Source organism: Paractinoplanes aksuensis (assembly GCF_024137025.1).
GTDB classification, from domain to species: Bacteria; Actinomycetota; Actinomycetes; order Mycobacteriales; family Micromonosporaceae; genus Actinoplanes; species Actinoplanes aksuensis.
Window position 1 is genome coordinate 77813 of record NZ_JAMYJR010000039.1, and the last position, 26549, is coordinate 104361.

At 67.1% G+C, this 26549-nt stretch carries 31 protein-coding genes and 1 tRNA gene; all 32 read left to right on the plus strand.

Going from position 1 to position 26549, the window contains the following annotated elements; all coding sequences use genetic code 11:
- Window position 1 precedes the first annotated feature (1 nt).
- Window positions 2-397, plus strand: a complete 396-nt coding sequence (locus M1L60_RS34350) for a MaoC family dehydratase (RefSeq protein ID WP_253241730.1) — start codon at window positions 2-4, stop codon at window positions 395-397.
- A 105-nt stretch (window positions 398-502) separates the two neighbouring features.
- Window positions 503-575, plus strand: a tRNA-Trp gene (locus tag M1L60_RS34355).
- Window positions 576-684: 109 nt separating this feature from the next.
- A complete protein-coding gene (gene secE / locus M1L60_RS34360; RefSeq protein ID WP_253241731.1) occupies window positions 685-1053 on the plus strand; it encodes a preprotein translocase subunit SecE in 369 nt (122 codons plus the stop codon).
- Between the two features lie 39 nt (window positions 1054-1092).
- Window positions 1093-1833, plus strand: a complete 741-nt coding sequence (gene nusG, locus M1L60_RS34365) for a transcription termination/antitermination protein NusG (RefSeq protein WP_253241732.1) — start codon at window positions 1093-1095, stop codon at window positions 1831-1833.
- Window positions 1834-1906: 73 nt separating this feature from the next.
- Window positions 1907-2620, plus strand: a complete 714-nt coding sequence (rplA, locus tag M1L60_RS34370; protein WP_253241733.1) for a 50S ribosomal protein L1 — start codon at window positions 1907-1909, stop codon at window positions 2618-2620.
- Between the two features lie 67 nt (window positions 2621-2687).
- Entirely contained in the window at window positions 2688-3491 is an 804-nt protein-coding gene (locus M1L60_RS34375) for an ATP-binding cassette domain-containing protein (protein ID WP_253241734.1), read from the plus strand.
- A 94-nt stretch (window positions 3492-3585) separates the two neighbouring features.
- Window positions 3586-4266, plus strand: coding sequence for a hypothetical protein (locus M1L60_RS34380; RefSeq protein ID WP_253241735.1), 681 nt, complete (start codon window positions 3586-3588; stop codon window positions 4264-4266).
- Between the two features lie 271 nt (window positions 4267-4537).
- Window positions 4538-5083 carry a 50S ribosomal protein L10 gene (rplJ, locus tag M1L60_RS34385; RefSeq protein WP_253241736.1) on the plus strand — a complete coding sequence of 182 codons (546 nt, stop codon included), beginning with the start codon at window positions 4538-4540 and terminating at the stop codon, window positions 5081-5083.
- A gap of 54 nt (window positions 5084-5137) precedes the next feature.
- Window positions 5138-5521 (plus strand): 50S ribosomal protein L7/L12, encoded by a 384-nt coding sequence (gene rplL / locus M1L60_RS34390; RefSeq protein ID WP_253241737.1) that lies wholly within the window; start codon window positions 5138-5140, stop codon window positions 5519-5521.
- Window positions 5522-6123: 602 nt separating this feature from the next.
- Window positions 6124-9564 (plus strand): DNA-directed RNA polymerase subunit beta, encoded by a 3441-nt coding sequence (rpoB, locus tag M1L60_RS34395; protein WP_253241738.1) that lies wholly within the window; start codon window positions 6124-6126, stop codon window positions 9562-9564.
- 92 nt (window positions 9565-9656) lie between these two features.
- Window positions 9657-13547 carry a DNA-directed RNA polymerase subunit beta' gene (locus M1L60_RS34400; protein ID WP_253241739.1) on the plus strand — a complete coding sequence of 1297 codons (3891 nt, stop codon included), beginning with the start codon at window positions 9657-9659 and terminating at the stop codon, window positions 13545-13547.
- Window positions 13548-13606: 59 nt separating this feature from the next.
- On the plus strand, window positions 13607-13966 hold the full coding sequence (locus tag M1L60_RS34405) for a hypothetical protein (RefSeq protein ID WP_253241740.1): 360 nt from the start codon (window positions 13607-13609) through the stop codon (window positions 13964-13966).
- Between the two features lie 42 nt (window positions 13967-14008).
- Window positions 14009-14479 (plus strand): hypothetical protein, encoded by a 471-nt coding sequence (locus tag M1L60_RS34410; protein ID WP_253241741.1) that lies wholly within the window; start codon window positions 14009-14011, stop codon window positions 14477-14479.
- 407 nt (window positions 14480-14886) lie between these two features.
- On the plus strand, window positions 14887-15261 hold the full coding sequence (gene rpsL, locus M1L60_RS34415; RefSeq protein ID WP_014440718.1) for a 30S ribosomal protein S12: 375 nt from the start codon (window positions 14887-14889) through the stop codon (window positions 15259-15261).
- Window position 15262: 1 nt separating this feature from the next.
- On the plus strand, window positions 15263-15733 hold the full coding sequence (gene rpsG, locus M1L60_RS34420) for a 30S ribosomal protein S7 (protein WP_127499794.1): 471 nt from the start codon (window positions 15263-15265) through the stop codon (window positions 15731-15733).
- Between the two features lie 90 nt (window positions 15734-15823).
- The gene (fusA, locus tag M1L60_RS34425; protein WP_308208581.1) at window positions 15824-17920 is read left to right on the plus strand and encodes an elongation factor G; all 2097 of its coding nucleotides are present in this window, start codon (window positions 15824-15826) and stop codon (window positions 17918-17920) included.
- Between the two features lie 119 nt (window positions 17921-18039).
- Window positions 18040-19233 (plus strand): elongation factor Tu, encoded by a 1194-nt coding sequence (gene tuf, locus M1L60_RS34430; RefSeq protein ID WP_253241742.1) that lies wholly within the window; start codon window positions 18040-18042, stop codon window positions 19231-19233.
- 310 nt (window positions 19234-19543) lie between these two features.
- Window positions 19544-19852, plus strand: a complete 309-nt coding sequence (rpsJ, locus tag M1L60_RS34435; protein WP_097322778.1) for a 30S ribosomal protein S10 — start codon at window positions 19544-19546, stop codon at window positions 19850-19852.
- Between the two features lie 12 nt (window positions 19853-19864).
- Window positions 19865-20515: a 50S ribosomal protein L3 gene (rplC, locus tag M1L60_RS34440; protein WP_253241743.1), complete on the plus strand. Its 651-nt coding sequence runs from the start codon at window positions 19865-19867 to the stop codon at window positions 20513-20515.
- Window positions 20512-21159: a 50S ribosomal protein L4 gene (gene rplD / locus M1L60_RS34445; RefSeq protein ID WP_253241744.1), complete on the plus strand. Its 648-nt coding sequence runs from the start codon at window positions 20512-20514 to the stop codon at window positions 21157-21159. Before rplC ends, rplD begins: the two co-directional genes overlap by 4 nt.
- Window positions 21156-21458, plus strand: coding sequence for a 50S ribosomal protein L23 (rplW, locus tag M1L60_RS34450; RefSeq protein ID WP_203379157.1), 303 nt, complete (start codon window positions 21156-21158; stop codon window positions 21456-21458). The genes rplD and rplW overlap by 4 nt, the downstream gene beginning before the upstream one ends.
- A gap of 14 nt (window positions 21459-21472) precedes the next feature.
- The gene (gene rplB, locus M1L60_RS34455; RefSeq protein WP_097322774.1) at window positions 21473-22312 is read left to right on the plus strand and encodes a 50S ribosomal protein L2; all 840 of its coding nucleotides are present in this window, start codon (window positions 21473-21475) and stop codon (window positions 22310-22312) included.
- A gap of 14 nt (window positions 22313-22326) precedes the next feature.
- Complete coding sequence (gene rpsS / locus M1L60_RS34460; RefSeq protein ID WP_097322773.1) at window positions 22327-22608, plus strand: 30S ribosomal protein S19; 282 nt, start codon at window positions 22327-22329, stop codon at window positions 22606-22608.
- Window positions 22609-22639: 31 nt separating this feature from the next.
- The gene (rplV, locus tag M1L60_RS34465; RefSeq protein ID WP_253241745.1) at window positions 22640-23101 is read left to right on the plus strand and encodes a 50S ribosomal protein L22; all 462 of its coding nucleotides are present in this window, start codon (window positions 22640-22642) and stop codon (window positions 23099-23101) included.
- A complete protein-coding gene (gene rpsC, locus M1L60_RS34470; protein WP_253241746.1) occupies window positions 23101-23961 on the plus strand; it encodes a 30S ribosomal protein S3 in 861 nt (286 codons plus the stop codon). The genes rplV and rpsC overlap by 1 nt, the downstream gene beginning before the upstream one ends.
- 3 nt (window positions 23962-23964) lie before the next feature.
- On the plus strand, window positions 23965-24390 hold the full coding sequence (gene rplP / locus M1L60_RS34475; protein WP_097322770.1) for a 50S ribosomal protein L16: 426 nt from the start codon (window positions 23965-23967) through the stop codon (window positions 24388-24390).
- The gene (rpmC, locus tag M1L60_RS34480; RefSeq protein ID WP_097322769.1) at window positions 24390-24623 is read left to right on the plus strand and encodes a 50S ribosomal protein L29; all 234 of its coding nucleotides are present in this window, start codon (window positions 24390-24392) and stop codon (window positions 24621-24623) included. The genes rplP and rpmC overlap by 1 nt, the downstream gene beginning before the upstream one ends.
- Window positions 24620-24895, plus strand: coding sequence for a 30S ribosomal protein S17 (gene rpsQ, locus M1L60_RS34485; protein ID WP_133873220.1), 276 nt, complete (start codon window positions 24620-24622; stop codon window positions 24893-24895). Before rpmC ends, rpsQ begins: the two co-directional genes overlap by 4 nt.
- A gap of 95 nt (window positions 24896-24990) precedes the next feature.
- Complete coding sequence (gene rplN, locus M1L60_RS34490) at window positions 24991-25359, plus strand: 50S ribosomal protein L14 (protein ID WP_023358185.1); 369 nt, start codon at window positions 24991-24993, stop codon at window positions 25357-25359.
- A complete protein-coding gene (gene rplX / locus M1L60_RS34495) occupies window positions 25356-25676 on the plus strand; it encodes a 50S ribosomal protein L24 (RefSeq protein ID WP_203730306.1) in 321 nt (106 codons plus the stop codon). Before rplN ends, rplX begins: the two co-directional genes overlap by 4 nt.
- Complete coding sequence (rplE, locus tag M1L60_RS34500) at window positions 25676-26245, plus strand: 50S ribosomal protein L5 (RefSeq protein WP_253241747.1); 570 nt, start codon at window positions 25676-25678, stop codon at window positions 26243-26245. The genes rplX and rplE overlap by 1 nt, the downstream gene beginning before the upstream one ends.
- Before the next feature lie 2 nt (window positions 26246-26247).
- The gene (locus M1L60_RS34505) at window positions 26248-26433 is read left to right on the plus strand and encodes a type Z 30S ribosomal protein S14 (RefSeq protein WP_203681340.1); all 186 of its coding nucleotides are present in this window, start codon (window positions 26248-26250) and stop codon (window positions 26431-26433) included.
- Window positions 26434-26549: the final 116 nt, after the last annotated feature.

Below are 26549 nucleotides of genomic sequence, written 5' to 3' on the forward strand. Positions count from 1 at the left end.
CATGAGCGACACACTCGAGCCGCAGACGTTCCGGGTCACCCGGGCCGACCTGGTGCGCTACGCGGGCGCCTCGGGCGACTTCAACCCGATCCACTGGAGCGACCGGGTCGCTACCGGGGTCGGGCTGCCCGGCGTGATCGCCCACGGCATGTTCACCATGGCGCTGGTCGGCCGGGCCGTCACCGCCTGGGCCGGCGCCGCCGACGCGGTCGTGGAATACAGCGTGCGGTTCTCGCGCCCGGTCCCGGTGCCCGACACCGACGAGGGCACCGAGGTCGTCGTCACGGCCACGGTGAAAGAGACCACCGACGAGGGCCTGACCAAGCTGGTGCTGACCGCCACCTGCCAGGGCGAGAAGGTTCTCAGCCTGGCTCAGGCGACCGTGCGGAAACGCTGAAGCGAGCCCGGGTTGGGCAAGGCCGGTGTGAACCCGTACACTGGTGCGCCGTGGGGCAATGACCCCTCTGAGGCACGCTGCCTCAGGGGTGTTCGAGCCTCGCACAGGGGTGTAGCTCAATTGGCAGAGCAGCGGTCTCCAAAACCGCAGGCTGCAGGTTCAAGTCCTGTCACCCCTGCGCAAACCTCCTAGACGTGCCCGCCCGGTGCGCGGTCACCATCCCCGCGCCCCGGCCCCGAGCGCCGACGGGGGACCCCCATCTCCATCGATGACGGAAGTAGGGCGCCATGGCCGAGAGGAACCGACCCGGTGACGCCGGCGACCCGGCCGACGACGAGGTGTTCAGCGACGATGTCGTCGACGACGACAAGGACGCCGCTGACGACGACGCCGAGCCGGTAGGCCGCGGCGGCACCGCCGTCGCCGAGCGTTCGGCCAAGCCCAAGAAAGAGGTCCGCCGCTCCGGCTTCTTCGGCCGCATCGGTGGTTTCTTCCGTGAGGTCGTCAGCGAGCTGCGTAAGGTCATCTGGCCGACCCGCAAGGAGCTCCTGACCTACACGACGATCGTGATCGTCTTCGTGGCGGTCATGACCACGATCGTCGGCCTTCTCGACCTCGGCCTGGGCAAGGTCATCCTCTGGGCCTTCGGCGGCTGACCCCGCTTTTGAGCAAGACTGATCTGGAAGTGAGCGAGCGTGCCTGAGTACGACGACGAGACCGCGCAGGCCGTCGACGAGCAGTCGTCCGTGGCCACGGCGGAAAACGACGAGTCGGTCGAGGCCGCTGAGTCCGAGACCGCCGACGAGGCTGTCCCCGAGGCCGCCGCCGCTGAGGTGGACGAGGACTTCGACCCGGTGCAGGAGCTGCGGCAGAAGCTGCGCTACGCCCCCGGCGACTGGTACGTGGTGCACTCCTACGCGGGCTACGAGAACAAGGTCAAGACCAACCTCGAGACCCGCATCACCAGCCTCGACATGGAGGATTTCATCTTCCAGGTCGAGGTCCCGACCCGCGAAGAGGTCGAGGTCAAGAACGGCAAGCGCCTCCAGGTCAACAACAAGGTCTTCCCGGGCTACATCCTGGTCCGGATGGATCTGAGCCCCGAGTCGTACTCCTGCGTGCGTAACACGCCTGGTGTGACCGGCTTCGTGGGTGCGACCGACCGGGTCGACCGTCCCGCCCCCCTCTCGCTCGACGAGGTGCTGAAGTGGCTCGCACCCGCCGTCGAGCAGGAGGAGAAGAAGGCCAAGCCCGAGGTCAAGGTCCTCGACTTCGAGGTCGGCGACTCGGTCACGGTCACCGACGGCGCGTTCGCCTCGCTGCCGGCCTCCATCTCGGAAATCAACGCCGACCAGCAGAAGTTGAAGGTTCTGGTCTCCATCTTCGGCCGTGAGACGCCGGTGGAGCTGAACTTCAACCAGGTCGCCAAGATCTGACCCTGTAATACAGCAGTCAGTGGGAGGGCTCGCGAAAGGGCGGGCCCGCCATCTACCACAGGAGTAAGTGAACATGCAGCGCAGCAAGGGCTACCGCAAGGGTGCCGAGACGATCGACCAGAACAAGCTCTACGAGCCGGCCGAGGCGGTCAAGCTGGCCAAGGACGCCAGCACCACCAAGTTCGACTCGACCGTCGAGGTCGCGATGCGCCTGGGCGTCGACCCCCGCAAGGCCGACCAGATGGTCCGCGGCACGGTCAACCTGCCCCACGGCACCGGCAAGACCGCCCGCGTGATCGTCTTCGCCCAGGGCGCCAAGGCTGAAGAGGCCGTGGCGGCCGGCGCCGACGAGGTCGGCACCGACGAGCTCGTGGCCCGCATCCAGGGCGGCTGGCTCGACTTCGACGCCGCGATCGCCACCCCCGACCAGATGGCCAAGATCGGTCGTATCGCCCGCATCCTCGGCCCGCGTGGTCTCATGCCCAACCCGAAGACCGGCACGGTGACCATGGACGTCACCAAGGCGATCAACGAGATCAAGGGCGGAAAGATCACCTTCCGCGTCGACAAGCACTCCAACCTGCACCTGATCATCGGCAAGGCCTCGTTCTCCGAGCAGCAGCTGGTGGAGAACTACGGCGCCGTGCTCGACGAGGTGCTCCGCTCCAAGCCGTCCGCGGCCAAGGGCAAGTACCTCCGCAAGGTTGTCGTCACCACCACCATGGGCCCCGGCGTGCCGGTTGACCCGAACGTGGTCAAGGGCCTCTCCGGCAACACCGAGGGGTAGTCCTCAACAGCACCTTCTGAACAGCCCTCGGGGGACATCCCCGGGGGCTTTTCTGTGGCAGTCTTCCGTGGTGCGTTTCGACGGGGTGTGGTTTCGGTACGGCCGGCGCACCGACTGGACTCTGCGCGAGGTGGAGGCGTCCGTCGAGCCGGGCGACACGGTGGTGGTGCTCGGTCGCAACGGCGCCGGCAAGTCGACGCTGCTGCAATTGGCCGCCGGTGTCCTGCGCCCTTCGCGCGGCCTGATCAAGGAGCGTCCGCCCGTCGTGGGCTGGGTTCCCGAGCGCTTCCCGGCCGATCAGCCCTTCACCGCCGGCGACTATCTCCACCGCATGGCCGCTCTTCGAGGCGTCAAAGCCGGCGATTGGATCGAGCGGCTCCTGCTGACCGAGCACACGGGAACCCGGCTGTCTGATTTGTCCAAGGGCACTGCCCAGAAGGTCGGCTTGGCCCAGGCTCTGATCGCACGGCCCGGTTTGCTGATCCTCGACGAGCCCTGGGAAGGATTGGACTCGGTCGCTCGCACCCTGATCCCCGAGATCGTTGCCGAGGTGACGGCGAGCGGGGGAATGGTCCTGGTCAGCGACCACCGCGGGGAGATCGACAACTTGCCGAAGGCAATCCACTGGCAGGTGTCCGACGCGCTCGTCGCGAGAGCGCCGGCTGCGCCGCCCACCGGCGAGGTGATCATCGAGGTCAAGGTCCGGCGGGCCGAGGCACCCCAGGCGGTGGCCAGGCTCAAAGCCGAAGGGCATCAGATCTTGGACGTACGCGACGTCGCCGCCCCACAACCGCACCAGGCCAGTTCCGGGCCTGGGTTGACTATCACCCCGGGTGCTTCCAGCGGCCGAGAGGGCGGCGCCGGCTCATGAGATCAGAATGGCCCGTAGGCGCGGAGCGGCCCCTGAGGGCGGAGTGGTCCCTGAGGGCGGAGCGGTTCGTCAGCGTGGAACGGCTGGTGGGCCGATGAGTGCGCTGGTCCGGATGCGGCTGGCCGGCTTTCTGCGGGGCGGGCGCATCCTGGCCCCGGCCATCGCCGTGCTGATCGTGCTCGGGGTCATCTACGGCGGGGGAGCGTCACCGGCCGCCGTCGCCTACGGGTACTCCGCGGCGGCCCTGTTCCCGGTGCTGGCGTGGCAGTCGAAGCTGCTGCTCGACACCGAGCCCGACGGGCAGCGCCGCCTGGCCCGGGTGGCCGTGGGTGGCCGCCGCGAGGCGCTGGCCGGTGTGTCGGCCGCCACTCTGCTCGCGCTGCTCGTCTGCGCCCTGGCCATGGTCGCCCCGTGGTTGTTCCGCGGCATCGAGACCGACAAAGCGGTCGTCAGCGGCGTCCTGCTCGGCCTCCTGGCCCACGTTCTCGCCGTGCCGCCGGCCGTGGCGCTCGGCGCGCTGGCCAGCCGGGCCATCACCCGCGGCGTCCGCAACGGCATCGCGGTGCTGGTCACCGCCGTCATCCTGGTCGTCGTCCTGGGCCTGCAGGGCTCGTTCGCCCCGTGGCTCGTCCCACCGGTCATGGCCACGGCCCGGGCCCTCAACGACGCCACCCCGCCGCCCGCCGCCACCCTGGCTGTGCTCATCGGCTGGGCCGTGCTCTGGGCCGTGGTCGCGTTCGGCACGTACGCCCGCCTGCGCCGCTTGCGCACCTGATTTGGCGGTCGATGCCCGGTCGCGTACAGTTGCTTCTCGAAGTTCCACCCACAGACCGCTGGTCATCGCGGTGCCGTCGTCAGACGAGCGCCGCGGTCGAAGGTCCCGCCGATGCGGGCGACCCGCGCAGGGGAGAACGGTTCGTGATCAGGCCGCGCGATTGTTCGCGCCAAGGTTCTGCTCCGCCCCGTGCGCCCTGCGCCGGGGCGTTTCTCATTGCGGCCCCTCCTTCGAGCTCGACCAGTGGTTCGAGCACTGAGAGAGGAGGGACATGGCGGACAAGCCGGTCCGGGCCGACAAGGCCACTGCCATCGCTGCGCTGACGGACAACTTCCGTAACTCGTCGGCCACCGTGCTGACCGAGTACCGCGGTCTCACGGTCAAGCAGCTCACCGAGCTGCGGCGTTCGCTGGGCGGCGACACCAAGTACGCGGTGTCGAAGAACACGCTGGCCAAGCGCGCAGCCACCGATGCTGGCATCGAAGGCCTCGACACGCTGTTCACCGGTCCTACCGCGCTCGCCTTCATCAACGGCGACCCGGTCGAGGCGGCCAAGAGCCTGCGGGCTTTCGCCAAGGCCAACCCCGCCCTGCAGATCAAGGGCGGTGTGTTCGAGGGCAAGGCGATCTCGGCGGCCGACGTCAACAAGATCGCTGACCTCGAGTCGCGTGAGGTTCTGCTGGCCAAGCTGGCCGGCGCCATGAAGGGCAACCTGACCAAGGCTGCGGGTCTGTTCCAGGCCCCGCTGTCGCAGGTGGCGCGCCTCGCGGCCGCTCTTCAGGAGAAGCGCGAGAAGGACGGTCCCGCGGAGGCCTGAGCCACCGCGCACCAGCACGACTTTTTCATCAGAAGCTAGGAAAGGTTGCCAGACATGGCGAAGCTCAGCACCGACGAGCTGCTCGACGCGTTCAAGGAAATGACGCTCATCGAGCTGTCGGAGTTCGTGAAGCAGTTCGAGGAGACCTTCGAGGTCACCGCGGCCGCTCCCGTTGCCGTCGCCGCCGCCGGTGGCGCTGCTGCCCCGGCCGAGGCCGCTGCGGAGCAGGACTCCTTCGACGTCGTCCTCGAGGGCGACGGCGGCAAGAAGATCCAGGTCATCAAGGTCGTGCGTGAGCTGACCGGCCTGGGCCTCAAGGAGGCCAAGGACGCCGTCGAGTCCGCCCCCAAGGCGATCCTCGAGGGTGTCAACAAGGAGAAGGCCGAGGCCGCCAAGGCCAAGCTCGAGGGTGAAGGCGCCAAGGTCACCCTCAAGTGATCTAACGCTCCACTGCATTCTCTTGCGAATGGCGAGGACCCGTGTACGGGTCCTCGCCATTTGTATATTTCCCTGAAAGCACCTGGTCAGGGCGTTCTGGCCGGCTGTCGGACGGCCGACGCACAAAGCGGGTCCAATCGGGCAAGCCGTGGAGTATGGTCGCTAGGACGCGCCGGGGAGTGGGCGGCGCGGGGCTGACCCGCCTCGCAGCCCTTGACTGTGTGTCCGCTGACAGGCACGCTGACAGCAGCAAGTTTCCGCGCTTGCGACAGCCACCCCGTGGGTAAGCCGGTTCCACCGGTCACTCGCGGCGGGGGCACCGAGGGAGAGTTGCCGCGTTCCGAGCGGCCCCGTGAGTTTGGCCCTGGCCATTAAGGCGCAGGTCAGAGGCCATCGGGGACACGTTCCGCAGGCGCCCTCAGGTGTGGGCTGGACAGCGGTTAGCCGAGCGGCTACACTGCTAGTTTGCGCTGCCTTCTGTCTTGAGCCCTGCTAGGACATCCATCCGGATGAATTCCTGGGGGCTCGTTGGAGTGCACGCAGACAGTTGCATACCGCAGCTGCAGCCGCATCAGCAGCACCGGTCCTCGGAAGGACGCATCTTGGCAGCTTCCCGCCCTGCGAAGACCAGCCGTACGTCGAGCGCTTACGCACCCCGCCGTGTCTCTTTCGGCAGGATCACCGAGCAACTTGAGGTCCCCAACCTCCTCGCCCTCCAGACGGAGTCCTTCGACTGGCTGGTCGGGAACGAGGCTTGGCAGGCCCGGTCGACGGACGACCCGCATGCCCACTCGGGCCTCGCAGAGATCCTCGAAGAGATCAGTCCCATTGAGGACTTCTCCGGCACCATGTCGCTGTCCTTCTCGGCTCCGCGATTCGACGAGGTCAAGGCCTCGATCGAGGAGTGCAAGGAGAAGGACCTGACTTACTGCGCACCGCTGTTCGTGACCGCGGAGTTCACCAACAACACGACTGGCGAGATCAAGAGCCAGACCGTGTTCATGGGCGACTTCCCGATGATGACCCCCAAGGGGACGTTCGTCATCAACGGCACCGAGCGCGTCGTGGTGAGCCAGCTCGTCCGGTCGCCGGGCGTGTACTTCACCAAGGAGCCGGACAAGACCTCCGACCGCGACCTGTCCAGCGTCAAGGTCATTCCCAGCCGGGGCGCCTGGCTGGAGTTCGACATCGACAAGCGCGACACGGTCGGTGTGCGTATCGACCGCAAGCGCCGGCAGGCCGTCACCGTCCTGCTCAAGGCGATCGGCTGGTCCGCCGACCAGATCCGTGAGCGGTTCGGCTGGTCCGAACTGATCATGACCACCCTCGAGAAGGACCACATCGCCGGTCAGGATGAGGCCCTACTCGACATCTACCGGAAGCTGCGCCCTGGCGAGCCCCCGACCCGGGAGAACGCGCAGACCCTGCTCGACAACCTCTTCTTCAACCCGAAGCGGTATGACGTAGCCAAGGTCGGCCGGTACAAGTTCAACAAGAAGCTCGAGATCGACGTCCCGATCGTCCGGGGCACGCTGACCGAGGAAGACATCGTCAAGACCGTGGACTACCTCGCCCGGCTGCACGCCGGTGAGGAGGGCTACGAGGCCGACGACATCGACCACTTCGGCAACCGCCGTCTGCGCACCGTGGGCGAGCTCATCCAGAACCAGGTCCGCGTGGGCCTGTCCCGGATGGAGCGCGTCGTCCGCGAGCGCATGACGACCCAGGACGTCGAGGCGATCACGCCGCAGACCCTGATCAACATCCGTCCCGTGGTGGCGGCGATCAAGGAGTTCTTCGGCACCTCGCAGCTCTCGCAGTTCATGGACCAGACCAACCCGCTGGCTGGTCTGACCCACCGTCGCCGCCTCTCGGCGCTGGGCCCCGGTGGCCTGTCGCGTGAGCGGGCCGGCTTCGAGGTCCGTGACGTGCACCCGTCGCACTACGGCCGGATGTGCCCGATCGAGACGCCCGAGGGCCCGAACATCGGCCTGATCGGCGCTCTGTCGACCTTCGCCCGCGTCAACCCGTTCGGCTTCATCGAGACGCCGTACCGGAAGGTCGAGAACGGCGTCGTCACCGACGACGTCAACTACCTGACCGCGGACGAGGAAGACCGGTACATCAAGGCGCAGGCGAACGCCACGCTGAAGAGCGACGGCACCTTCGCCGACGATCGCGTCCTGGTCCGCCGTAAGGGCGGTGAGGTCGACTACGTGCCCGGCACCGAGGTCGACTACATGGACGTGTCGCCGCGTCAGATGACCTCGGTCGCGACCGCGATGATCCCGTTCCTCGAGCACGACGACGCCAACCGGGCCCTGATGGGCGCGAACATGCAGCGTCAGGCCGTGCCGCTGGTCAAGGCCGAGGCTCCGCTGGTCGGCACCGGCATGGAGTACCGCGCCGCGGTCGACGCCGGTGACGTGGTCGTCGCCGAGGTCGGTGGCGTGGTCGAGGACCTGTGCGCCGACTACGTGACGGTGCACCAGGACGACGGTCACCGCCGTACGTACCTGCTGCACAAGTTCCGTCGCTCCAACGCCGGCTCCTGCGTCAACCAGAAGCCGGTCGTCTTCGAGGGTGACCGGGTCGAGGCCGGCCAGGTCATCGCCGACGGCCCGTGCACCGACGAGGGGGAGATGGCCCTCGGCCGCAACCTGCTCGTCGCGTTCATGTGCTGGGAGGGTCACAACTACGAGGACGCGATCATCCTGTCGCAACGCCTCGTCCAGCAGGACGTCCTCACCTCGATCCACATCGAGGAGCACGAGGTCGACGCCCGGGACACCAAGCTCGGCCCGGAAGAGATCACCCGCGACATCCCGAACGTCAGCGAGGAAATGCTCGCCGACCTCGACGAGCGCGGCATCATCCGGATCGGCGCCGAGGTCGTTCCCGGCGACATCCTGGTCGGCAAGGTCACGCCCAAGGGCGAGACCGAACTGACCCCGGAGGAGCGCCTGCTCCGCGCGATCTTCGGTGAGAAGGCCCGGGAGGTCCGGGACACTTCGCTGAAGGTGCCGCACGGTGAGACCGGCACGGTCATCGGTGTCCGCACGTTCTCGCGGGAGGACGGCGACGAGCTGCCCCCCGGCGTGAACGAGCTGGTCCGGGTGTACGTGGCCCAGAAGCGCAAGATCCAGGACGGTGACAAGCTCGCGGGCCGCCACGGCAACAAGGGCGTCATCTCCAAGATCCTGCCCGTCGAGGACATGCCGTTCCTCGAGGACGGCACCCCCGTCGACATCGTGCTCAACCCGCTCGGTGTGCCCTCGCGCATGAACATCGGCCAGGTTCTGGAGACCCACCTCGGGTGGATCGCCAAGACCGGCTGGGAGGTCGAGGGCGACGACGCCGAGTGGAAGCGCCAGCTGCGCGCGATCGAGGCGCACGAGTCCGTCGCGGACTCGAACGTCGCGACCCCCGTCTTCGATGGTGCGCAGGAAGAGGAGATCAAGGGCCTCCTCGAGTCGACGCTGGTCAACCGCGACGGTAAGCGGCTGGTCAACGGTGACGGCAAGGCGCAGCTGTTCGACGGCCGCTCCGGCGAGCCGCTGCCGGACCCGATCTCGGTCGGGTACGTCTACATCCTGAAGCTGAACCACCTGGTCGACGACAAGATTCACGCTCGGTCGACCGGCCCGTACTCGATGATCACGCAGCAGCCGCTGGGTGGTAAGGCGCAGTTCGGTGGCCAGCGGTTCGGCGAGATGGAGTGCTGGGCCATGCAGGCCTACGGCGCCGCCTACGCGCTGCAGGAACTGCTGACCATCAAGTCCGACGACGTCCTGGGCCGCGTGAAGGTCTACGAGGCCATCGTCAAGGGCGAGAACATCCCGGAGCCGGGAATCCCGGAGTCGTTCAAGGTGCTTCTCAAGGAGCTCCAGTCGCTGTGCCTGAACGTTGAGGTGCTCTCCAGCGACGGTGTGGCCCTCGAGATGCGCGAGACCGACGACGAGGTCTTCCGGGCCGCGGAGGAACTCGGCATCGACCTGTCCCGGCGCCCGAACGAGGGCGTCAGCAGCGTCGAAGAGATCTGACGGAAGCGTCCCCGGTCTCAGGCAACTGGGACCGGGGACGCCCCCGCCGGCCTTGAATTCACCCGAGCAACGAAACACGAGGGATAGTCCAAGTGCTCGACGTCAACTTCTTCGACGAGTTGCGCATCGGCCTTGCTACCGCTGACGACATCCGGCAGTGGTCGCACGGCGAGGTCAAGAAGCCCGAGACGATCAACTACCGCACCCTGAAGCCCGAGAAGGACGGACTCTTCTGCGAGAAGATCTTCGGTCCTCAGCGGGACTGGGAGTGCTACTGCGGCAAATACAAGCGGGTCCGGTTCAAGGGCATCATCTGTGAGCGCTGCGGCGTCGAGGTGACCCGGTCCAAGGTCCGCCGTGAGCGCATGGGTCACATCGAGCTGGCCGCGTCGGTCACGCACATCTGGTACTTCAAGGGTGTGCCGAGCCGGCTGGGCTACCTGCTCGACCTGGCTCCCAAGGACCTCGAGAAGATCATCTACTTCGCCTCGTACGTCGTGACGAGCGTGGACGCCGAAGCGCGTCACCGCGACCTCTCGACCATCGAGAACGAGATCTTCGCCGAGAAGCGCCAGTCGGAGAACAGCCGCGACTCGGAGATCGAGAAGCGCGCGGCGAAGCTCGAGCAGGACCTGTCCGAGCTCGAGGCCGAGGGCGCCAAGGCCGACGTGCGCCGCAAGGTCAAGGAAGCCGGCGAGCGCGAGATGCGCCAGATCCGGGACAAGGCCCAGCGCGAGATCGACCGCCTCGACGAGGTGCTCGACACCTTCCGCAAGCTCGACTCCAAGCAGCTGGTCACCGACGAGCTGCTCTACCGCGAGCTGCGGGACCGCTTCGGTGAGTACTTCACCGGTGGCATGGGCGCCGAGGCCATCAAGGCTCTGCTGCAGAACATGGACCTGGACGCCGAGGCCGAGAACCTGCGCGAGATCATTCGCACCGGTAAGGGCCAGCGCAAGATCCGTGCGCTCAAGCGCCTCAAGGTCGTCGCCGCGTTCCTGAACACCCGGAACTCGCCGCTCGGCATGGTGCTCGACTGCGTCCCGGTCATCCCGCCGGACCTGCGCCCGATGGTGCAGCTCGACGGTGGCCGCTTCGCGACCAGCGACCTGAACGACCTGTACCGCCGCGTCATCAACCGGAACAACCGTCTCAAGCGTCTGATCGATCTGGGTGCGCCCGAGATCATCGTGAACAACGAGAAGCGGATGCTCCAGGAGGCCGTCGACGCGCTGTTCGACAACGGCCGTCGTGGCCGGCCGGTGACCGGTCCGGGTAACCGCCCGCTCAAGTCGTTGTCCGACATGCTCAAGGGCAAGCAGGGCCGGTTCCGTCAGAACCTGCTCGGCAAGCGCGTCGACTACTCCGGCCGTTCGGTCATCGTCGTCGGCCCGCGCCTGAAGCTGCACCAGTGCGGTCTGCCCAAGCAGATGGCGCTGGAGCTGTTCAAGCCGTTCGTGATGAAGCGTCTGGTCGACCTGAACCACGCGCAGAACATCAAGTCGGCCAAGCGCATGGTCGAGCGTCAGCGGCCGGTCGTGTGGGACGTCCTCGAAGAGGTCATCAGCGAGCACCCGGTGCTGCTGAACCGCGCGCCGACCCTGCACCGCCTGGGCATCCAGGCCTTCGAGCCGCAGCTGGTCGAGGGCAAGGCGATCCAGATCCACCCGCTCGTGTGTACGGCGTTCAACGCCGACTTCGACGGTGACCAGATGGCGGTCCACGTGCCGCTGTCGGCCGAGGCCCAGGCCGAGGCCCGGATCCTGATGCTCTCGTCGAACAACATCCTCAAGCCGGCCGACGGCAAGCCGGTCACCATGCCGACCCAGGACATGGTCATCGGGCTGTACCACCTGACCCACGAGGTGCCCGGCACCAAGGGCGAGGGACGGGTGTTCAGCTCGGACGCCGAGGCGCGGATGGCCTTCGACAACGGCGAGCTGCACCTGCAGGCGCCGGTGAAGATCCGGCTGCGCGAGGTCATCGGGGTCGACAACGGCGCCAAGGCCGCGGCCTGGAACGCGCCCGAGGACTGGACCGAGGGCGAGCCGCTGCTCGTCGAGACCACCCTGGGCCGGGTCATCTTCAACGAGACGCTGCCCCCGGGCTACCGCTTCGTGAACTACGAGATCCGCAAGGGTCAGCTGTCGGCGATCGTCAACGACCTCGCCGAGCGCTTCCCCAAGGTCGCCCTCGCGGCGACCCTGGACGCGCTCAAGGAGGCCGGCTTCCACTGGGCCACCTGGTCCGGTGTGACGATCGGCATGGGCGACGTCATCGGTCCTCCGCGCAAGCCGGAGATCCTGGCCCGCTATCAGGTCGAGGCCGACCGCATCGACAAGCAGTACCAGCGTGGTCTGATGACCGCCGAGGAGCGTCGCGGCGAGCTCATCGAGATCTGGACCAAGGCGACCAACGAGATCTCCAAGGAGATGGAGACCGCGCTGCCGCAGGAGAACCCGCTCTGGGTGATGATCAACTCCGGCGCTCGCGGTAACCTCCTCCAGCTCCGGCAGATCGCCGCGATCCGTGGTCTGGTGGCCAACCCCAAGGGCGAGATCATCCCGCGCCCGATCACCTCGTCGTACCGCGAGGGTCTGACCGTGCTGGAGTACTTCATCTCCACCCACGGTGCTCGTAAGGGTCTGGCCGACACCGCGCTGCGTACCGCCGACTCGGGTTACCTGACCCGTCGTCTGGTGGATGTCTCGCAGGACGTCATCATCCGCGAGGAGGACTGCGGCACCGACCGCGCGATCCCGATGCAGGTGGGCGAGCGCGAGGCCGACGGCACGCTGGTCGTGCACGTCCACGCCGAGACCGGTGTGCACGCCCGTACGCTGGCCGACGACATCAAGGACGCCAACGGCAACCTGGTCGTCGCCCGCGGCTCGGACCTCAACTCGATCCTGGTCGACAAGCTCGTCGCGGCCGGTGTCGAGAACGTCCGGGTGCGCTCGGTGCTGACCTGTGAGTCGAAGCTCGGCGTGTGCGCGGCCTGCTACGGCCGTTCGCTGCCGACCGGCAAGGGCGTGGACATCGGTGAGGCGGTCGGCATCATCGCCGCCCAGTCCATCGGTGAGCCGGGTACCCAGCTGACGATGCGTACCTTCCACACCGGTGGTGTCGCGGGTGAGGACATCACCCAGGGTCTGCCCCGTGTGCAGGAGATCTTCGAGGCCCGCGTGCCCAAGGGCAAGGCGCCCATCGCCGACACCCCGGGCCGCATCCGCATCGAGGACGGCGAGCGGTCGCGCAAGATCATCGTGGTGCCGGACGACGGCAGCGAGGAGATCGTTTACGACAAGATCTCCAAGCGCGTCAAGCTCCGGGCCCACGACGGCGACCACGTCGGCGTCGGCGAGAAGCTGACCGAGGGCACCATCGACCCGCACGAGCTTCTGCGGATCATGGGTCCGCGGGCGGTCCAGGTCCACCTGACCAGTGAGGTCCAGGAGGTCTACCGCTCGCAGGGTGTGCTCATCCACGACAAGCACATCGAGATCATCATCCGCCAGATGCTCAAGCGGGTGACGGTCATCGACTCCGGCGCGGCCGAGTTCCTGCCGGGCGTGCTGGTCGACCGGGCGCTCTTCGAGTCGGAGAACCGCCGGCTCGTCGGCGAGGGTGGCGAGCCCGCCGCCGGTCGTCCCGTGCTCATGGGTATCACCAAGGCCTCGCTGGCCACGGATTCCTGGCTCTCGGCGGCCTCCTTCCAGGAGACCACCCGGGTGCTGACCGACGCGGCGATCAACTCGCGCAGCGACTCGCTCGTCGGCCTCAAGGAGAACGTGATCATCGGTAAGCTCATCCCGGCCGGTACCGGTATCTCCAAGTACCGCAACATCCGGGTCGAGCCGACCGAGGAGGCCAAGGCCAAGGTGTACTCGATGACCGGGTACCCCGAGACCGACTACGGCTTCGGGCCGGCCAGCGGGCAGGCAGTGCCGCTGGACGACTTCGACTTCGGGTCGTACCGCTAAGGGTCTGTAGTGCCGAAGGGCGACCGCGTTCTGCGCGGTCGCCCTTCGGCCTTTCTAGAATGGTTCTCGTGACGCTTCCGGCCGCAGTTCCCACCCGTCATCCGATGGACCCGGATCCGGCGCCCTCGTCGAAGGCGCGGGCGGTTTTCGCGCTGGGTCTGGCGGGCTTCCTGACCGGCGCGTTCATCGGCGGTGTGATTCCGGCCACCGTGGCCCTGATGCTGGCCCGGCAGACGGCCCGCCAGGCGTACGACTCCCAGGGCTACCTGACCGGCTCGGTGTGGGTCCGCCGCGGCCGCCGGCTGGCCTGGGCGGGCATCGTCCTGGCCCTCACCTCGCTGGTCGTGGCGTCCATCGCCGGTCTGTTGCACCTGGCCGGAGCGCCCGGTGGCCCCGACTTCGCGCCGGGCACCGACTGAGGCGGGGTGCCGTCCCCCTCGTACGAGTGACATGCTCTTCTCATGACCGTCCCACCCCAGCCACCGGCGCAGTACCCCGCCGCGGTGCCCCCACCGCCGCCCTCGGGCCGGTGGCAGCCGGAACGGGTCGACGCCATGCCCGGCACCGACTTCGGGCTGGTGCAGCTGCGGGTCGAGCCGATCACGTCCGGCCTGGCCATCGGCTCCCTGCTGGCCGGCATCGGGTCGATCCTGGTGTCGATGCTGGTGGTCTGCTTCGGCCTGGCCGGCGCCTCGGAGGGCTGGGGCGGCTGGGTGGCCGGCGCCTTCACACTGCTCAGCGTGGCCGCCGGTGGGGGAGCGGTGGCCATCGGTGTGGTGTCGCGCCGCCAGATCCGCCGGTCCGGCCAGACCGGTCAGGTGCGGTTCACCGGCGCCGGGCTGGGTATGGCAGGAATCGTATGCGGCTCGATCGGTGCGGGAATTGCTCTGCTGTCCCTCGCGTTGACCCTGGTGTTGCAAATTTCCGTGTGAGCCTGGATCCAGGCACCGCGCGTTGCCACCATCAGGCACCCGGTACACTTGTATCGGAGATATCCGTCGCGCGCTCCCAGTGCTCATTTTGACCTGGGTGCTTGTGGTAGGTAGGCTTTCCCCTCGTGCCCGGGCTTGCCCGGGCAACTCGTGCGTGCGCCCGAGTCGGTCTGCTCCAGCAGGACCAGGACGACGAGGCGGCGATGCGCCGAGCCGGCACCCCAGGGGTGTCGACCAAGACAAGACCCGGTGCGCGTGACGAACGCGCGGCGGGACCGTGAGCCGGGCGACACGCCCGACCGCGGGGGCCGGACAACTCCCCGGGTTCGGGGAGAAGACGGTGCACAGAGGAATATCTAAGACGGTGCGGCCGCCTAGGAAGCGGCCGAAGGGAGCGGAGAAACCCGGTGCCCACGATCCAGCAGCTGGTCCGAAAGGGCCGTCAGGCGAAGACGAGCAAGACCAAGACGCCGGCGCTGAAAGGCAGTCCTCAGCGGCGCGGCGTGTGCACGCGCGTGTACACCACCACCCCCAAGAAGCCGAACTCTGCGCTGCGCAAGGTCGCTCGTGTGAAGCTCAGCAGCCAGATCGAGGTGACGGCGTACATCCCGGGCGTCGGCCACAACCTGCAGGAGCACTCGATCGTGCTCGTGCGTGGTGGCCGTGTGAAGGACCTCCCCGGCGTCCGCTACAAGATCGTCCGTGGTTCGCTGGACACCCAGGGTGTCCGCAACCGCAAGCAGGCCCGCAGCCGTTACGGCGCGAAGAAGGAGAAGAGCTGACATGCCTCGTAAGGGCCCCGCTCCGCGCCACCCAGTGGTCGCGGACCCGGTTTACAACTCGCCGCTGGTCACCCAGCTGATCAACAAGATCCTGATCGGCGGCAAGCGTCAGCTCGCTGAGCGCATCGTGTACGGCGCCCTCGAGGGTGCCCGCGAGAAGAGCGGCACCGACCCCGTGGTGACCCTCAAGCGCGCCATGGACAACGTCAAGCCGACCCTCGAGGTCCGCAGCCGCCGTGTCGGTGGCGCGACCTACCAGGTTCCGGTCGAGGTCCGCACCCCGCGCCAGACCACCCTCGGTCTGCGCTGGCTGGTCCAGTACTCCAAGGCCCGCCGCGAGAAGACCATGATCGAGCGCCTGCAGAACGAGCTGCTCGACGCCAGCAACGGCCTCGGCGCTGCGGTCAAGCGGCGTGAGGACACCCACAAGATGGCGGAGTCCAACAAGGCCTTCGCGCACTACCGCTGGTAAGACCCCGCTGCTGTGGGCCCGGCTCCGGCCGGGCCGCAGCGCAAGTCGTACCGGTTCACGAGACGACGACGAAGAAAAGTAGGGATTGAAGTGGCCGCCGCAGACGCGCTCGCCAACGTACGCAACATCGGCATCATGGCGCACATCGATGCCGGTAAGACCACGACTACCGAGCGAATCCTCTTCTACACCGGTATCACGTACAAGATCGGTGAGGTTCACGACGGCGGCGCCGTCATGGACTGGATGGAGCAGGAGCAGGAGCGCGGTATCACGATCACTTCCGCCGCCACCAAGTGCGAGTGGAAGGGCCACACGATCCAGATCATCGACACGCCCGGCCACGTCGACTTCACGGTCGAGGTGGAGCGGTCGCTGCGGGTGCTGGACGGTGCGGTTGCGGTCTACGACGGTGTGGCCGGCGTGGAGCCGCAGACCGAGAACGTGTGGCGGCAGGCGGACAAGTACAACGTCCCCCGGATGTGCTTCGTCAACAAGCTCGACCGGACCGGCGCGGACTTCTTCCGCTGCGTGCAGATGATGATCGACCGGCTCAACGCCACCCCGCTGGTGCTCCAGATCCCGATCGGGCTCGAGGGCGACCACATCGGTGTCGTCGACCTGATCAACATGCGCGCGCTCACCTGGCGTGGGGAGACCCAGAAGGGTGAGGACTACGCGATCGAGGAGATCCCGGCCGACCTGGTCGACTCCGCGAACGAGTGGCGCGAGAAGCTGATCGAGACCCTGGCCGACGTCGACGACGCGGTCATGGAGAAGTACCTCGAGGGCGAGGAGCAGTCGGTCGACGAGATCAAGGCCGCCATCCGGCGCGCCACGATCGCCAGCAAGGCCAACCCGGTGCTGTGCGGCTCGGCGTTCAAGAACAAGGGCGTCCAGCCCATGCTCGACGCCGTGATCGACTACCTGCCGTCGCCGCTGGACATCCCGGCCATCGAGGGCACTGCCACCGACGGCGAGACGCCGCTGCTGCGCAAGCCGTCGAACTCCGAGCCCTTCTCCGGTCTGGCCTTCAAGATCCAGACCGACAAGCACCTCGGCAAGCTCACGTACGTCCGGGTCTACTCCGGCACGCTCGAGTCCGGTTCCCAGGTGGTCAACTCCACCAAGGACCGCAAGGAGCGGATCGGCAAGATCTACCAGATGCACGCGAACAAGCGTGAGGAGCGCGCCACCGCGCAGGCCGGCGACATCATCGCCGTCCAGGGTCTGAAGCAGACCACCACCGGTGACACGCTCAGCGACCCGGCCAACCAGGTCGTCCTCGAGTCGATGACGTTCCCGGAGCCGGTCATCCAGGTCGCCATCGAGCCGAAGACCAAGTCGGACCAGGAGAAGCTGGGCACCGCGATCCAGCGCCTGGCCGAGGAAGACCCGACCTTCCGCGTCTTCAACGACGAGGAGACCGGCCAGACGATCATCGCCGGCATGGGCGAGCTCCACCTGGACATCCTGGTGGACCGCATGCGCCGCGAGTTCAACGTCGAGGCCAACATCGGTAAGCCGCAGGTGGCGTATCGCGAGACGATCCGCGGCAGCGTGGAGAAGCTCACGTACGTCCACAAGAAGCAGACCGGTGGCTCGGGCCAGTACGCGAAGGTCGTCGTCACCGTCGAGCCGTTGTCGCTCGATGCGGACGGCCCCACGTACGAGTTCGTCAACGCGGTGACCGGCGGTCGCATCCCCAAGGAGTTCATCCCCTCGGTGGACGCGGGCGCGCAGGACTCGCTGCAGTACGGCGTCCTCGCCGGGTACCCGCTGGTCGGCGTGAAGTTCACGCTGGTCGACGGTCAGTACCACGAGGTCGACTCGTCCGAGATGGCGTTCAAGATCGCCGGCTCGATCGCGATGAAGGAAGCGGCCCGCAAGGCCGACCCCGCGCTGCTCGAGCCGATGATGTCCGTCGAGGTCACCACGCCCGAGGACAACATGGGCGACGTGATCGGCGACCTCAACTCCCGCCGTGGCATCATCCAGTCGATGGAGGAGCGCTCCGGCGCCCGCGTCGTCAAGGCTCTGGTGCCGCTGTCGGAGATGTTCGGCTACGTCGGCGACCTGCGGTCGAAGACGGCCGGCCGGGCCAGCTACAGCATGCAGTTCGACTCCTACGCCGAGGTTCCGCAGAGCGTCGCGAAGGAGATCATCGCGAAGGCCACCGGCGCCTGATGCGGTGAGGCGCGTGCGGTCCGTCGAGGACCGCACGCGCACGAGCAGTCGACAGAGTCCCCATCGCCTTATCGGGCGTGCCGGGAAAAAGTTATTCCACAGTCCACAGGAGGACACCAGTGGCGAAGGCGAAGTTCGAGCGGACTAAGCCGCACGTCAACATCGGCACCATTGGTCACATCGACCACGGTAAGACGACGCTGACTGCGGCCATCACGAAGGTCCTGCACGACGAATACCCGGACCTGAACCCGTACACCCCGTTCGACGAGATCGACAAGGCGCCTGAAGAGAAGGCCCGTGGTATCACGATCTCGATCGCGCACGTCGAGTACCAGACCGCGTCGCGTCACTACGCGCACGTGGACTGCCCCGGCCACGCCGACTACATCAAGAACATGATCACCGGTGCCGCGCAGATGGACGGCGCGATCCTGGTGGTCGCCGCGACCGACGGCCCGATGCCGCAGACCAAGGAGCACGTGCTCCTGGCCCGCCAGGTCGGCGTTCCGTACATCGTCGTCGCCCTGAACAAGAGCGACATGGTGGACGACGAGGAGCTCCTCGAGCTCGTCGAGCTCGAGGTCCGCGAGCTGCTCAGCACCTACGAGTTCCCGGGCGACGACCTTCCGGTCGTGCGTGTCTCGGCGCTCAAGGCGCTCGAGGGCGACAAGGAGTGGACCGGCAAGCTCCTCGAGCTGATGAACGCGGTCGACACCGCGATCCCGCAGCCCGAGCGTGACGTCGAGAAGCCCTTCCTCATGCCGATCGAGGACGTCTTCACGATCACCGGTCGTGGCACGGTCGTCACCGGTCGCGCCGAGCGCGGCATCCTCAAGCCGAACGAGGAGGTCGAGATCGTCGGCATCCGCGAGAAGTCGACGAAGACCGTCTGCACCGGCATCGAGATGTTCCGCAAGCTGCTCGACGAGGCCCGCGCGGGTGAGAACGTCGGTCTGCTCCTCCGCGGTATCAAGCGCGAGGACGTCGAGCGCGGCATGGTTGTTGTGAAGCCGGGCACCACGACTCCCCACACGGAGTTCGAGGGCCAGGTCTACATCCTCTCGAAGGAAGAGGGCGGCCGGCACACCCCGTTCTTCCAGAACTACCGCCCGCAGTTCTACTTCCGCACCACGGACGTCACCGGCGTCGTCACGCTGCCCGAGGGCACCGAGATGGTCATGCCGGGCGACTCCACCAGCATGTCGGTCAAGCTGATCCAGCCGATCGCCATGGAGCAGGGCCTGAAGTTCGCGATCCGTGAGGGTGGCCGCACCGTCGGCGCCGGCACGGTCACGAAGATCAACGTCTGAGAGGGCCGCTGACCCCGATTAGCATTGCCGGGGAGTTTCCGGCATACTAGTCAGGTTGCGTCCGAGCGGGGTGGTCAGCTGCCTTGTGCAGCTGGCCACCCTCGCCGGGTGTCTGGGTGTGTTTTTGGGCCACCGTGTGACACCTCAAGATCCCCGCGATCTAGAGAGCTGCCGTGCGCAGGTTTCTGAGCGACAGCGCGACACGCCCGACCGCGGGGGTCGGACAACGCAGGATTAATGGTCCTGCGGGCATGCGAGAGCCACCGCTTTCGCACGTAGCGGCATCGAAGAAAAGGAAACAGAAGCCACCATGGCGGGACAGAAGATCCGCATCCGGCTCAAGGCCTACGACCACGAGGTCGTCGACTCGTCGGCGCGCAAGATCGTCGAGACGGTCACGCGTACCGGTGCGTCGGTCGCAGGTCCGGTGCCGCTGCCCACGGAGATCAACCGTTTCTGCGTCATCCGTTCGCCGCACAAGTACAAGGACTCGCGCGAGCACTTCGAGATGCGCACGCACAAGCGGCTGATCGACATCATCGACCCGACCCCGAAGACGGTCGACTCGCTCATGCGCCTCGACCTGCCGGCTGGCGTCGACATCGAGATCAAGCTGTAGGGATCACGACTGATGGACAGGCAAGTTAAGGGGATCCTGGGCGCCAAGCTCGGCATGACCCAGGTCTGGGACAACAACAAGGTTGTCCCGGTGACCGTGGTGCAGGCCGGCCCTTGCGTCGTGACCCAGGTCCGCACAGATGAGAAGGATGGCTACGCCGCCGTCCAGCTGGCGTACGGCGCCATCGACCCGCGCAAGGTGAACAAGCCCGAGGGCGGTCACTTCGCGAAGGCGGGTGTGTCGCCGCGGCGCCACGTCGTCGAGCTGCGCACCACCGACGCCGGTGAGTACGAGCTCGGCCAGGAGATCACCGTCGAGGCGTTCGCGGTCGGTTCGCCGATCGACGTCACCGGTAAGACTCGTGGTAAGGGCTACGCCGGTGTCATGAAGCGGCACGGCTTCCACGGCCTCAAGGCCAGCCACGGTGTCGAGCGCAAGCACCGCTCGCCCGGTTCCATCGGCGCCTGCGCGACCCCCGGTCGCGTCTTCAAGGGCGTGCGCATGGCCGGTCGCATGGGTAGCCAGCGCTTCACCGTGCAGAACCTCACCGTGCAGGCGGTGGACACCGAGAACAACCTGATCCTGGTCAAGGGCGCTGTGCCCGGGCCCAAGGGCGCGCTTGTTCTGGTCCGCACCGCGGCGAAGAAGGGCGGTGCCCAGTGAGCTCGGTTGACGTGATCAACGTCGAGGGCAACAAGGCCGGCTCGGTCGACCTGCCGGACTCGGTGTTCGACGTCCAGGCCAACATCCCGCTGATGCACCAGGTCGTCGTGGCCCAGCTCGCCGCCGCCCGTCAGGGCACGGCCAAGGCCAAGACCCGCGGTGAGGTCGCCGGCGGCGGCAAGAAGCCGTACAAGCAGAAGGGCACCGGTCGCGCCCGTCAGGGCTCGATCCGCGCGCCGCAGTTCACCGGCGGTGGCGTCGTGCACGGTCCCGTGCCGCGCGACTACAGCCAGCGGACCCCCAAGAAGATGAAGGCCGCCGCCCTGCGTGGCGCCCTCTCCGACCGGGCCCGCGACGGCCGCGTGCACGTGGTCGAGGCGTTCGTCAGCGGTGACAAGCCGTCGACCAAGGCCGCGATCGCCACGCTGCGCAAGGCCACCGAGTCCACCAAGGTCCTGGTCGTGCTGAGCAGCACCGACGAGCTGAACTGGCTGTCGCTGCGCAACGAGGCGACCGTGCACCTGCTCGAGGCCGGTCAGCTCAACACGTACGACGTGCTGGTGGCCGACGAGGTGGTCTTCACCAAGGACGCGCTCGACGAGTTCCTGGGCGCGCCGGCGACCGCCGAGGGGGAGAACAAGTGAGCACCATCGCCGACCCGCGCGACGTCATCATCAAGCCGGTCGTCTCCGAGAAGAGCTACAGCGTTCTCGACCAGAACTGGTACACGTTCCTCGTCCACCCGGACGCGAACAAGACCCAGATCAAGATCGCGATCCAGCAGATCTTCAACGTCCGCGTGCTGACGGTGAACACCGCGAACCGCGAGGGCAAGCGCAAGCGCACCCGGACCGGCTTCGGTCAGCGCAAGGCGACCAAGCGCGCGATGGTCAAGCTGGCTGACGGTGACCGTATCGAGGCCTTCGGCGGCCCGGTCAGCTAAGGGGTTGTAAAACAATGGCTATCCGTAAGTACAAGCCGACCACGCCGGGCCGTCGCGGCTCCAGCGTCGCCGACTTCGCCGAGCTGACCCGGTCCACGCCGGAGAAGTCGCTCCTGGTCCCGCTGCCCAAGAAGGGTGGACGCAACGTCCACGGCCGCATCACCACGCGGCACCAGGGCGGCGGCCACAAGCGGCAGTACCGCCTGATCGACTTCAAGCGGGTCGACAAGGACGGCGTGCCGGCCAAGGTCGCGCACATCGAGTACGACCCGAACCGCACGTCGCGCATCGCGCTGCTGCACTACGCCGACGGCGAGAAGCGCTACATCCTCGCGCCGAAGGACCTCAAGCAGGGCGACCGGGTCGAGTCCGGCCCCGGTGCGGACATCAAGCCGGGGAACAACCTTCCCCTGCGCAACATCCCGGTCGGTACGACGGTCCACGGTGTGGAGCTTCGTCCCGGCGGTGGCGCCAAGCTGGCCCGCTCGGCCGGTGTCGGCATCCAGCTGCTCGGCCGTGAAGGCGCGTACGCCACGCTGCGTATGCCCTCCGGTGAGATCCGCCGGGTCGACATCCGTTGCCGCGCCACGGTCGGCGAGATCGGCAATGCCGAACAGTCGAACATCAACTGGGGCAAGGCCGGCCGTATGCGCTGGAAGGGCAAGCGCCCGACCGTCCGCGGTGTCGCCATGAACCCGATCGACCACCCGCACGGTGGTGGTGAGGGTAAGACCTCCGGTGGTCGCCACCCGGTCAACCCGGCTGGTAAGCCCGAGGGTCGTACCCGCCGCAAGGGCCAGGAGAGCGACAAGCTGATCGTTCGCCGCCGCTACGCCACCCGCAAGCGCGGGTAACGGGAGTTTAAAAGATGCCACGCAGCCTGAAGAAGGGCCCGTTCGTCGACGACCACCTGCTCAAGAAGGTGGAAGTCCAGAACGAGAAGAACTCGAAGAACGTCATCAAGACCTGGTCGCGGCGCTCGATGATCATCCCCGACATGCTCGGGCACACGATCGCCGTGCACGACGGTCGCAAGCACGTCCCGGTGTTCATCACCGAGGCCATGGTCGGTCACAAGCTCGGGGAGTTCGCTCTGACCCGCACGTTCAAGGGTCACGAGAAGGACGACCGCAAGAGCCGTCGTCGCTAGTCAGTCCACGGACAAGAAAGGGGTCACAGCGATGCCAGCAAAGAACGACGCTCCGGCGCTTCCGGGCAGTCGCGCGGTTGCGAAGCACGTCCGCATCTCGCCGAACAAGGCACGCCGTGTGGTCAACCTCGTCCGCGGACTGCCCGCGAAGGAGGCCCTGACCGTCCTGCAGTTCGCGCCGCAGAGCGCGAGCGAGCAGGTCTACAAGGTGCTCGCGAGCGCTATCGCGAACGCGGAGAACAACGAGCGGCTCGACCCGGATGCGCTCCTGGTCAGCGAGGCGTTCGTCGACGAGGGCCCGACGCTCAAGCGGTTCCGTCCGCGGGCGCAGGGCCGGGCGTACCGGATCCGCAAGCGCACCAGCCACATCACGATCGCCGTCGAGGCGGTCCAGGTCGCCCGGCCCGCCAAGAAGGCGGCCGCGGCGAAGAAGGCGGCGCCGGCCAAGTCCGCGCCCGCCGCGCAGTCCCAGACCACGGAGGAGTCCGAGTAATGGGCCAGAAAGTTCACCCCACCGGATTCCGCCTCGGTATCTCCACCGACTGGAAGTCCCGGTGGTTCGCCGACAAGCTCTACAAGGACTACATCGGCGAGGACGTCAAGATCCGCCGCATGATGTCCAAGGGCCTCGAGCGCGCCGGCATCTCCAAGGTGGACATCGAGCGCACCCGTGACCGGGTCCGCGTCGACATCCACACCGCCCGGCCGGGCATCGTCATCGGCCGCAAGGGCGCGGAGGCCGACCGCATCCGGGGCGAGCTCGAGAAGCTCACCGGCAAGCAGGTCCAGCTCAACATCCTCGAGGTGAAGAGCCCGGAGTCGGACGCTCAGCTGGTGGCGCAGGGCGTCGCCGAGCAGCTGTCCTCCCGGGTCAGCTTCCGCCGGGCGATGCGCAAGGCCATGCAGTCGGCCATGAAGAACCCGATCTGCAAGGGCATCCGGGTGCAGGTCTCCGGTCGCCTCGGCGGCGCGGAGATGAGCCGCACGGAGTTCTACCGTGAGGGTCGCGTCCCGCTGCACACGCTGCGCGCCAACATCGAGTACGGCTTCTTCGAGGCCCGTACGACGTTCGGCCGCATCGGCGTGAAGGTCTGGATCTACAAGGGCGACGCCGTGCCGGGTCGCGAGGTCGCCCCCGAGGCGCCCGCGCGTCCGCGCCGTGACCGCGCCGACCGGGCCGAGCGTCCGCGCCGTGGCCGTTCCGGTTCGTCCGGCACGACCGCCGGTGGGACCGAGGCCGGCCGTGCGGCCGCCGCCGCCCAGGCCAAGGGCGACACCACGACGGCCGAGCCGGCCGGCGACGCGGCTCCGGCCGCTGCCCCGGCCCCGGCCGAGACGCAGCAGGAGGGCTGACACATGCTGATGCCGCGTAAGCCCCCGAAGGGCTTCCGCAAGCCGCACCACCCGGACCGCCACGGCGCGTCCAAGGGCGGCAACCGGGTTGTCTTCGGTGAGTTCGGTATCCAGGCTCTGGAGCCGGCGTACGTGACCAACCGGCAGATCGAGTCGGCCCGTATCGCGATGACCCGTCACATCAAGCGTGGTGGCAAGGTCTGGATCTCGGTCTTCCCCGACAACGCTCTGACCAAGAAGCCGGCCGAGACCCGCATGGGTTCCGGTAAGGGTTCTCCCGAGTGGTGGGTGGCGAACGTCAAGCCGGGACGCATTCTCTTCGAGATGTCGTTCCCGAACGAGACGATCGCGCGCGAGGCGATGCGCCGTGCGATCCACAAGCTCCCGATGAAGTGCCGCATCGTGACACGCGAAGTGGGTGAAAGCTGATGGCAGCGGGCGTTAAGGCTTCCGAGCTGCGCGAACTCTCCGAGGAGGAGCTGGTTTCGCGGCTGCGGGAGGCCAAGGCGGAGCTGTTCAACCTTCGCGTGCAGGGCGCGACCGGCCAGCTCGACAATCACCGTCGGCTGCAGGTCGTCCGCAAGGACATCGCGAAGATCTACACGATCATGCGTGAACGTGAGCTCGGGCTCTCGGTTGCGCCGGATGAGGTGACAGCATGAGTGACGAGAGCACGGCCACTGTCCGCGCGAACCGCAAGGTTCGCGAGGGGCTCGTGGTCAGCGACAAGATGGACAAGACCGTCGTCGTCGAGGTCGAGGACCGTGTGAAGCACGCCCTCTACGGCAAGGTTCTGCGTCGCACCCGCAAGCTCAAGGTGCACGACGAGCAGAACGCGTGCGGCGTCGGCGACCGGGTTCTGCTCATGGAGACCCGTCCGCTGTCGGCCACCAAGCGGTGGCGTGTCGTGGAGATCCTCGAAAAGGCCAAGTGAGTGCGCGGGGCCGGTAACTGCCGGCCCCGCCCACCATCGTTCCGCCAAGCTTCGCCGAAACCCCAGCGGAGAACTGGCAGACATAGGAGACAGACGTGATTCAGCAGGAGTCGCGACTGCGCGTCGCTGACAACACGGGTGCCCGGGAAATCCTGTGCATCCGCGTGCTCGGTGGCTCCGGTCGCCGTTACGCGAGCATCGGCGACGTCATCGTGGCCACGGTCAAGGACGCCATTCCGGGCGCCGGTGTGAAGAAGGGTGACGTCGTCAAGGCGGTCATCGTCCGCACCGCCAAGGAGCGTCGCCGTCCCGACGGCTCGTACATCCGCTTCGACGAGAACGCCGCCGTCATCATCAAGGACGGCGGGGACCCCCGCGGTACCCGCATCTTCGGCCCGGTCGGGCGCGAGCTGCGCGACAAGCGGTTCATGAAGATCATCAGCCTGGCGCCGGAGGTGCTCTGACCGTGAAGATCAAGAAGGGCGACACGGTCGTCGTCATCGCCGGCAAGGACAAGGGCGCCAAGGGCAAGGTCATCGCGGCCTACCCGACGCGGGACAAGGTCCTGGTCGAGGGCGTCAACCGCGTCAAGAAGCACGAACGCATCCGCACCACCCAGCGTGGTTCGAAGACCGGTGGCATCGTCACCCAGGAAGCCGCGATCCACATCTCGAATGTGCAGATCGTGGACGACCAGGGCAAGCCGACGCGCATCGGTTACAAGGTCGACGAGAACGGCAACAAGGTCCGTATCGCGCGTACGACCGGTAAGGAACTCTGATGACTGCCGCTACCGAGACCAAGACTCTGCCTCGCCTGAAGCAGAAGTACCGCTCCGAGGTTGTCGCCTCGCTTCAGGAGCAGTTCAAGTACGGCAACCCCATGCAGGTTCCCGGCCTGGTCAAGGTCGTCGTGAACATGGGTGTGGGCGAGGCCGCCCGCGACGCCAAGCTGATCGACGGCGCCGTGCGCGACCTGACCACGATCACCGGTCAGAAGCCGCTGGTGCGGCGGGCGACCAAGTCCATCGCGCAGTTCAAGCTGCGTGAGGGCATGCCGATCGGCGCGAAGGTGACCCTGCGCAACGACCGGATGTGGGAGTTCCTCGACCGGCTGCTGTCGATCGCGCTGCCCCGTATCCGTGACTTCCGCGGTCTCGACGGGCGCAAGCTCGACGGGCACGGCAACTACACCTTCGGTCTGACCGAGCAGTCGGTGTTCCACGAGATCGACCAGGACCGGATCGATCGCACCCGGGGCATGGACATCACGGTGGTCACGACCGCCGACACCGACGACGAGGGCCGGGCGCTTCTGAAGCTCCTGGGCTTCCCGTTCAAGGAGAACTGAGCATGGCTAAGAAGGCGCTGATCCTGAAGGCGGCCGCGAAGCCGAAGTTCGCCGTGCGTGCGTACACCCGCTGCCAGAAGTGCGGACGCCCGCACTCGGTCTACCGCAAGTTCGGCCTGTGCCGCGTTTGCCTGCGGGACATGGCTCACCGTGGTGAGCTGCCCGGCGTGTCCAAGGCTTCCTGGTAACCCCATCCAACCGCCCCAACCGCCGCCCCTAAAGCGGACTAAAGGCTGGTTCTTGTACCACCGCTTCGCCGTAGGCCTGCCCACGGTGGGAACCCCGGCGAGAAAGGTTGACGAAC

Excerpts from the sequence above, each read along its gene's own strand:
- M1L60_RS34350 (WP_253241730.1), top strand. The coding sequence starts at position 2 with ATGAGCGACACACTCGAGCCGCAGACGTTCCGGGTCACCCGGGCCGAC.
- secE (WP_253241731.1), top strand. The coding sequence starts at position 685 with ATGGCCGAGAGGAACCGACCCGGTGACGCCGGCGACCCGGCCGACGAC.
- rplA (WP_253241733.1), top strand. The coding sequence starts at position 1,907 with ATGCAGCGCAGCAAGGGCTACCGCAAGGGTGCCGAGACGATCGACCAG.
- M1L60_RS34380 (WP_253241735.1), top strand. The coding sequence starts at position 3,586 with ATGAGTGCGCTGGTCCGGATGCGGCTGGCCGGCTTTCTGCGGGGCGGG.
- rplJ (WP_253241736.1), top strand. The coding sequence starts at position 4,538 with ATGGCGGACAAGCCGGTCCGGGCCGACAAGGCCACTGCCATCGCTGCG.
- rplL (WP_253241737.1), top strand. The coding sequence starts at position 5,138 with ATGGCGAAGCTCAGCACCGACGAGCTGCTCGACGCGTTCAAGGAAATG.
- M1L60_RS34405 (WP_253241740.1), top strand. The coding sequence starts at position 13,607 with ATGGTTCTCGTGACGCTTCCGGCCGCAGTTCCCACCCGTCATCCGATG.
- M1L60_RS34410 (WP_253241741.1), top strand. The coding sequence starts at position 14,009 with ATGACCGTCCCACCCCAGCCACCGGCGCAGTACCCCGCCGCGGTGCCC.
- rpsG (WP_127499794.1), top strand. The coding sequence starts at position 15,263 with ATGCCTCGTAAGGGCCCCGCTCCGCGCCACCCAGTGGTCGCGGACCCG.
- rpsJ (WP_097322778.1), top strand. The coding sequence starts at position 19,544 with ATGGCGGGACAGAAGATCCGCATCCGGCTCAAGGCCTACGACCACGAG.
- rplC (WP_253241743.1), top strand. The coding sequence starts at position 19,865 with ATGGACAGGCAAGTTAAGGGGATCCTGGGCGCCAAGCTCGGCATGACC.
- rplB (WP_097322774.1), top strand. The coding sequence starts at position 21,473 with ATGGCTATCCGTAAGTACAAGCCGACCACGCCGGGCCGTCGCGGCTCC.
- rpsS (WP_097322773.1), top strand. The coding sequence starts at position 22,327 with ATGCCACGCAGCCTGAAGAAGGGCCCGTTCGTCGACGACCACCTGCTC.
- rplV (WP_253241745.1), top strand. The coding sequence starts at position 22,640 with ATGCCAGCAAAGAACGACGCTCCGGCGCTTCCGGGCAGTCGCGCGGTT.
- rpsC (WP_253241746.1), top strand. The coding sequence starts at position 23,101 with ATGGGCCAGAAAGTTCACCCCACCGGATTCCGCCTCGGTATCTCCACC.
- rplP (WP_097322770.1), top strand. The coding sequence starts at position 23,965 with ATGCTGATGCCGCGTAAGCCCCCGAAGGGCTTCCGCAAGCCGCACCAC.
- rpmC (WP_097322769.1), top strand. The coding sequence starts at position 24,390 with ATGGCAGCGGGCGTTAAGGCTTCCGAGCTGCGCGAACTCTCCGAGGAG.
- rpsQ (WP_133873220.1), top strand. The coding sequence starts at position 24,620 with ATGAGTGACGAGAGCACGGCCACTGTCCGCGCGAACCGCAAGGTTCGC.
- rplE (WP_253241747.1), top strand. The coding sequence starts at position 25,676 with ATGACTGCCGCTACCGAGACCAAGACTCTGCCTCGCCTGAAGCAGAAG.
- M1L60_RS34505 (WP_203681340.1), top strand. The coding sequence starts at position 26,248 with ATGGCTAAGAAGGCGCTGATCCTGAAGGCGGCCGCGAAGCCGAAGTTC.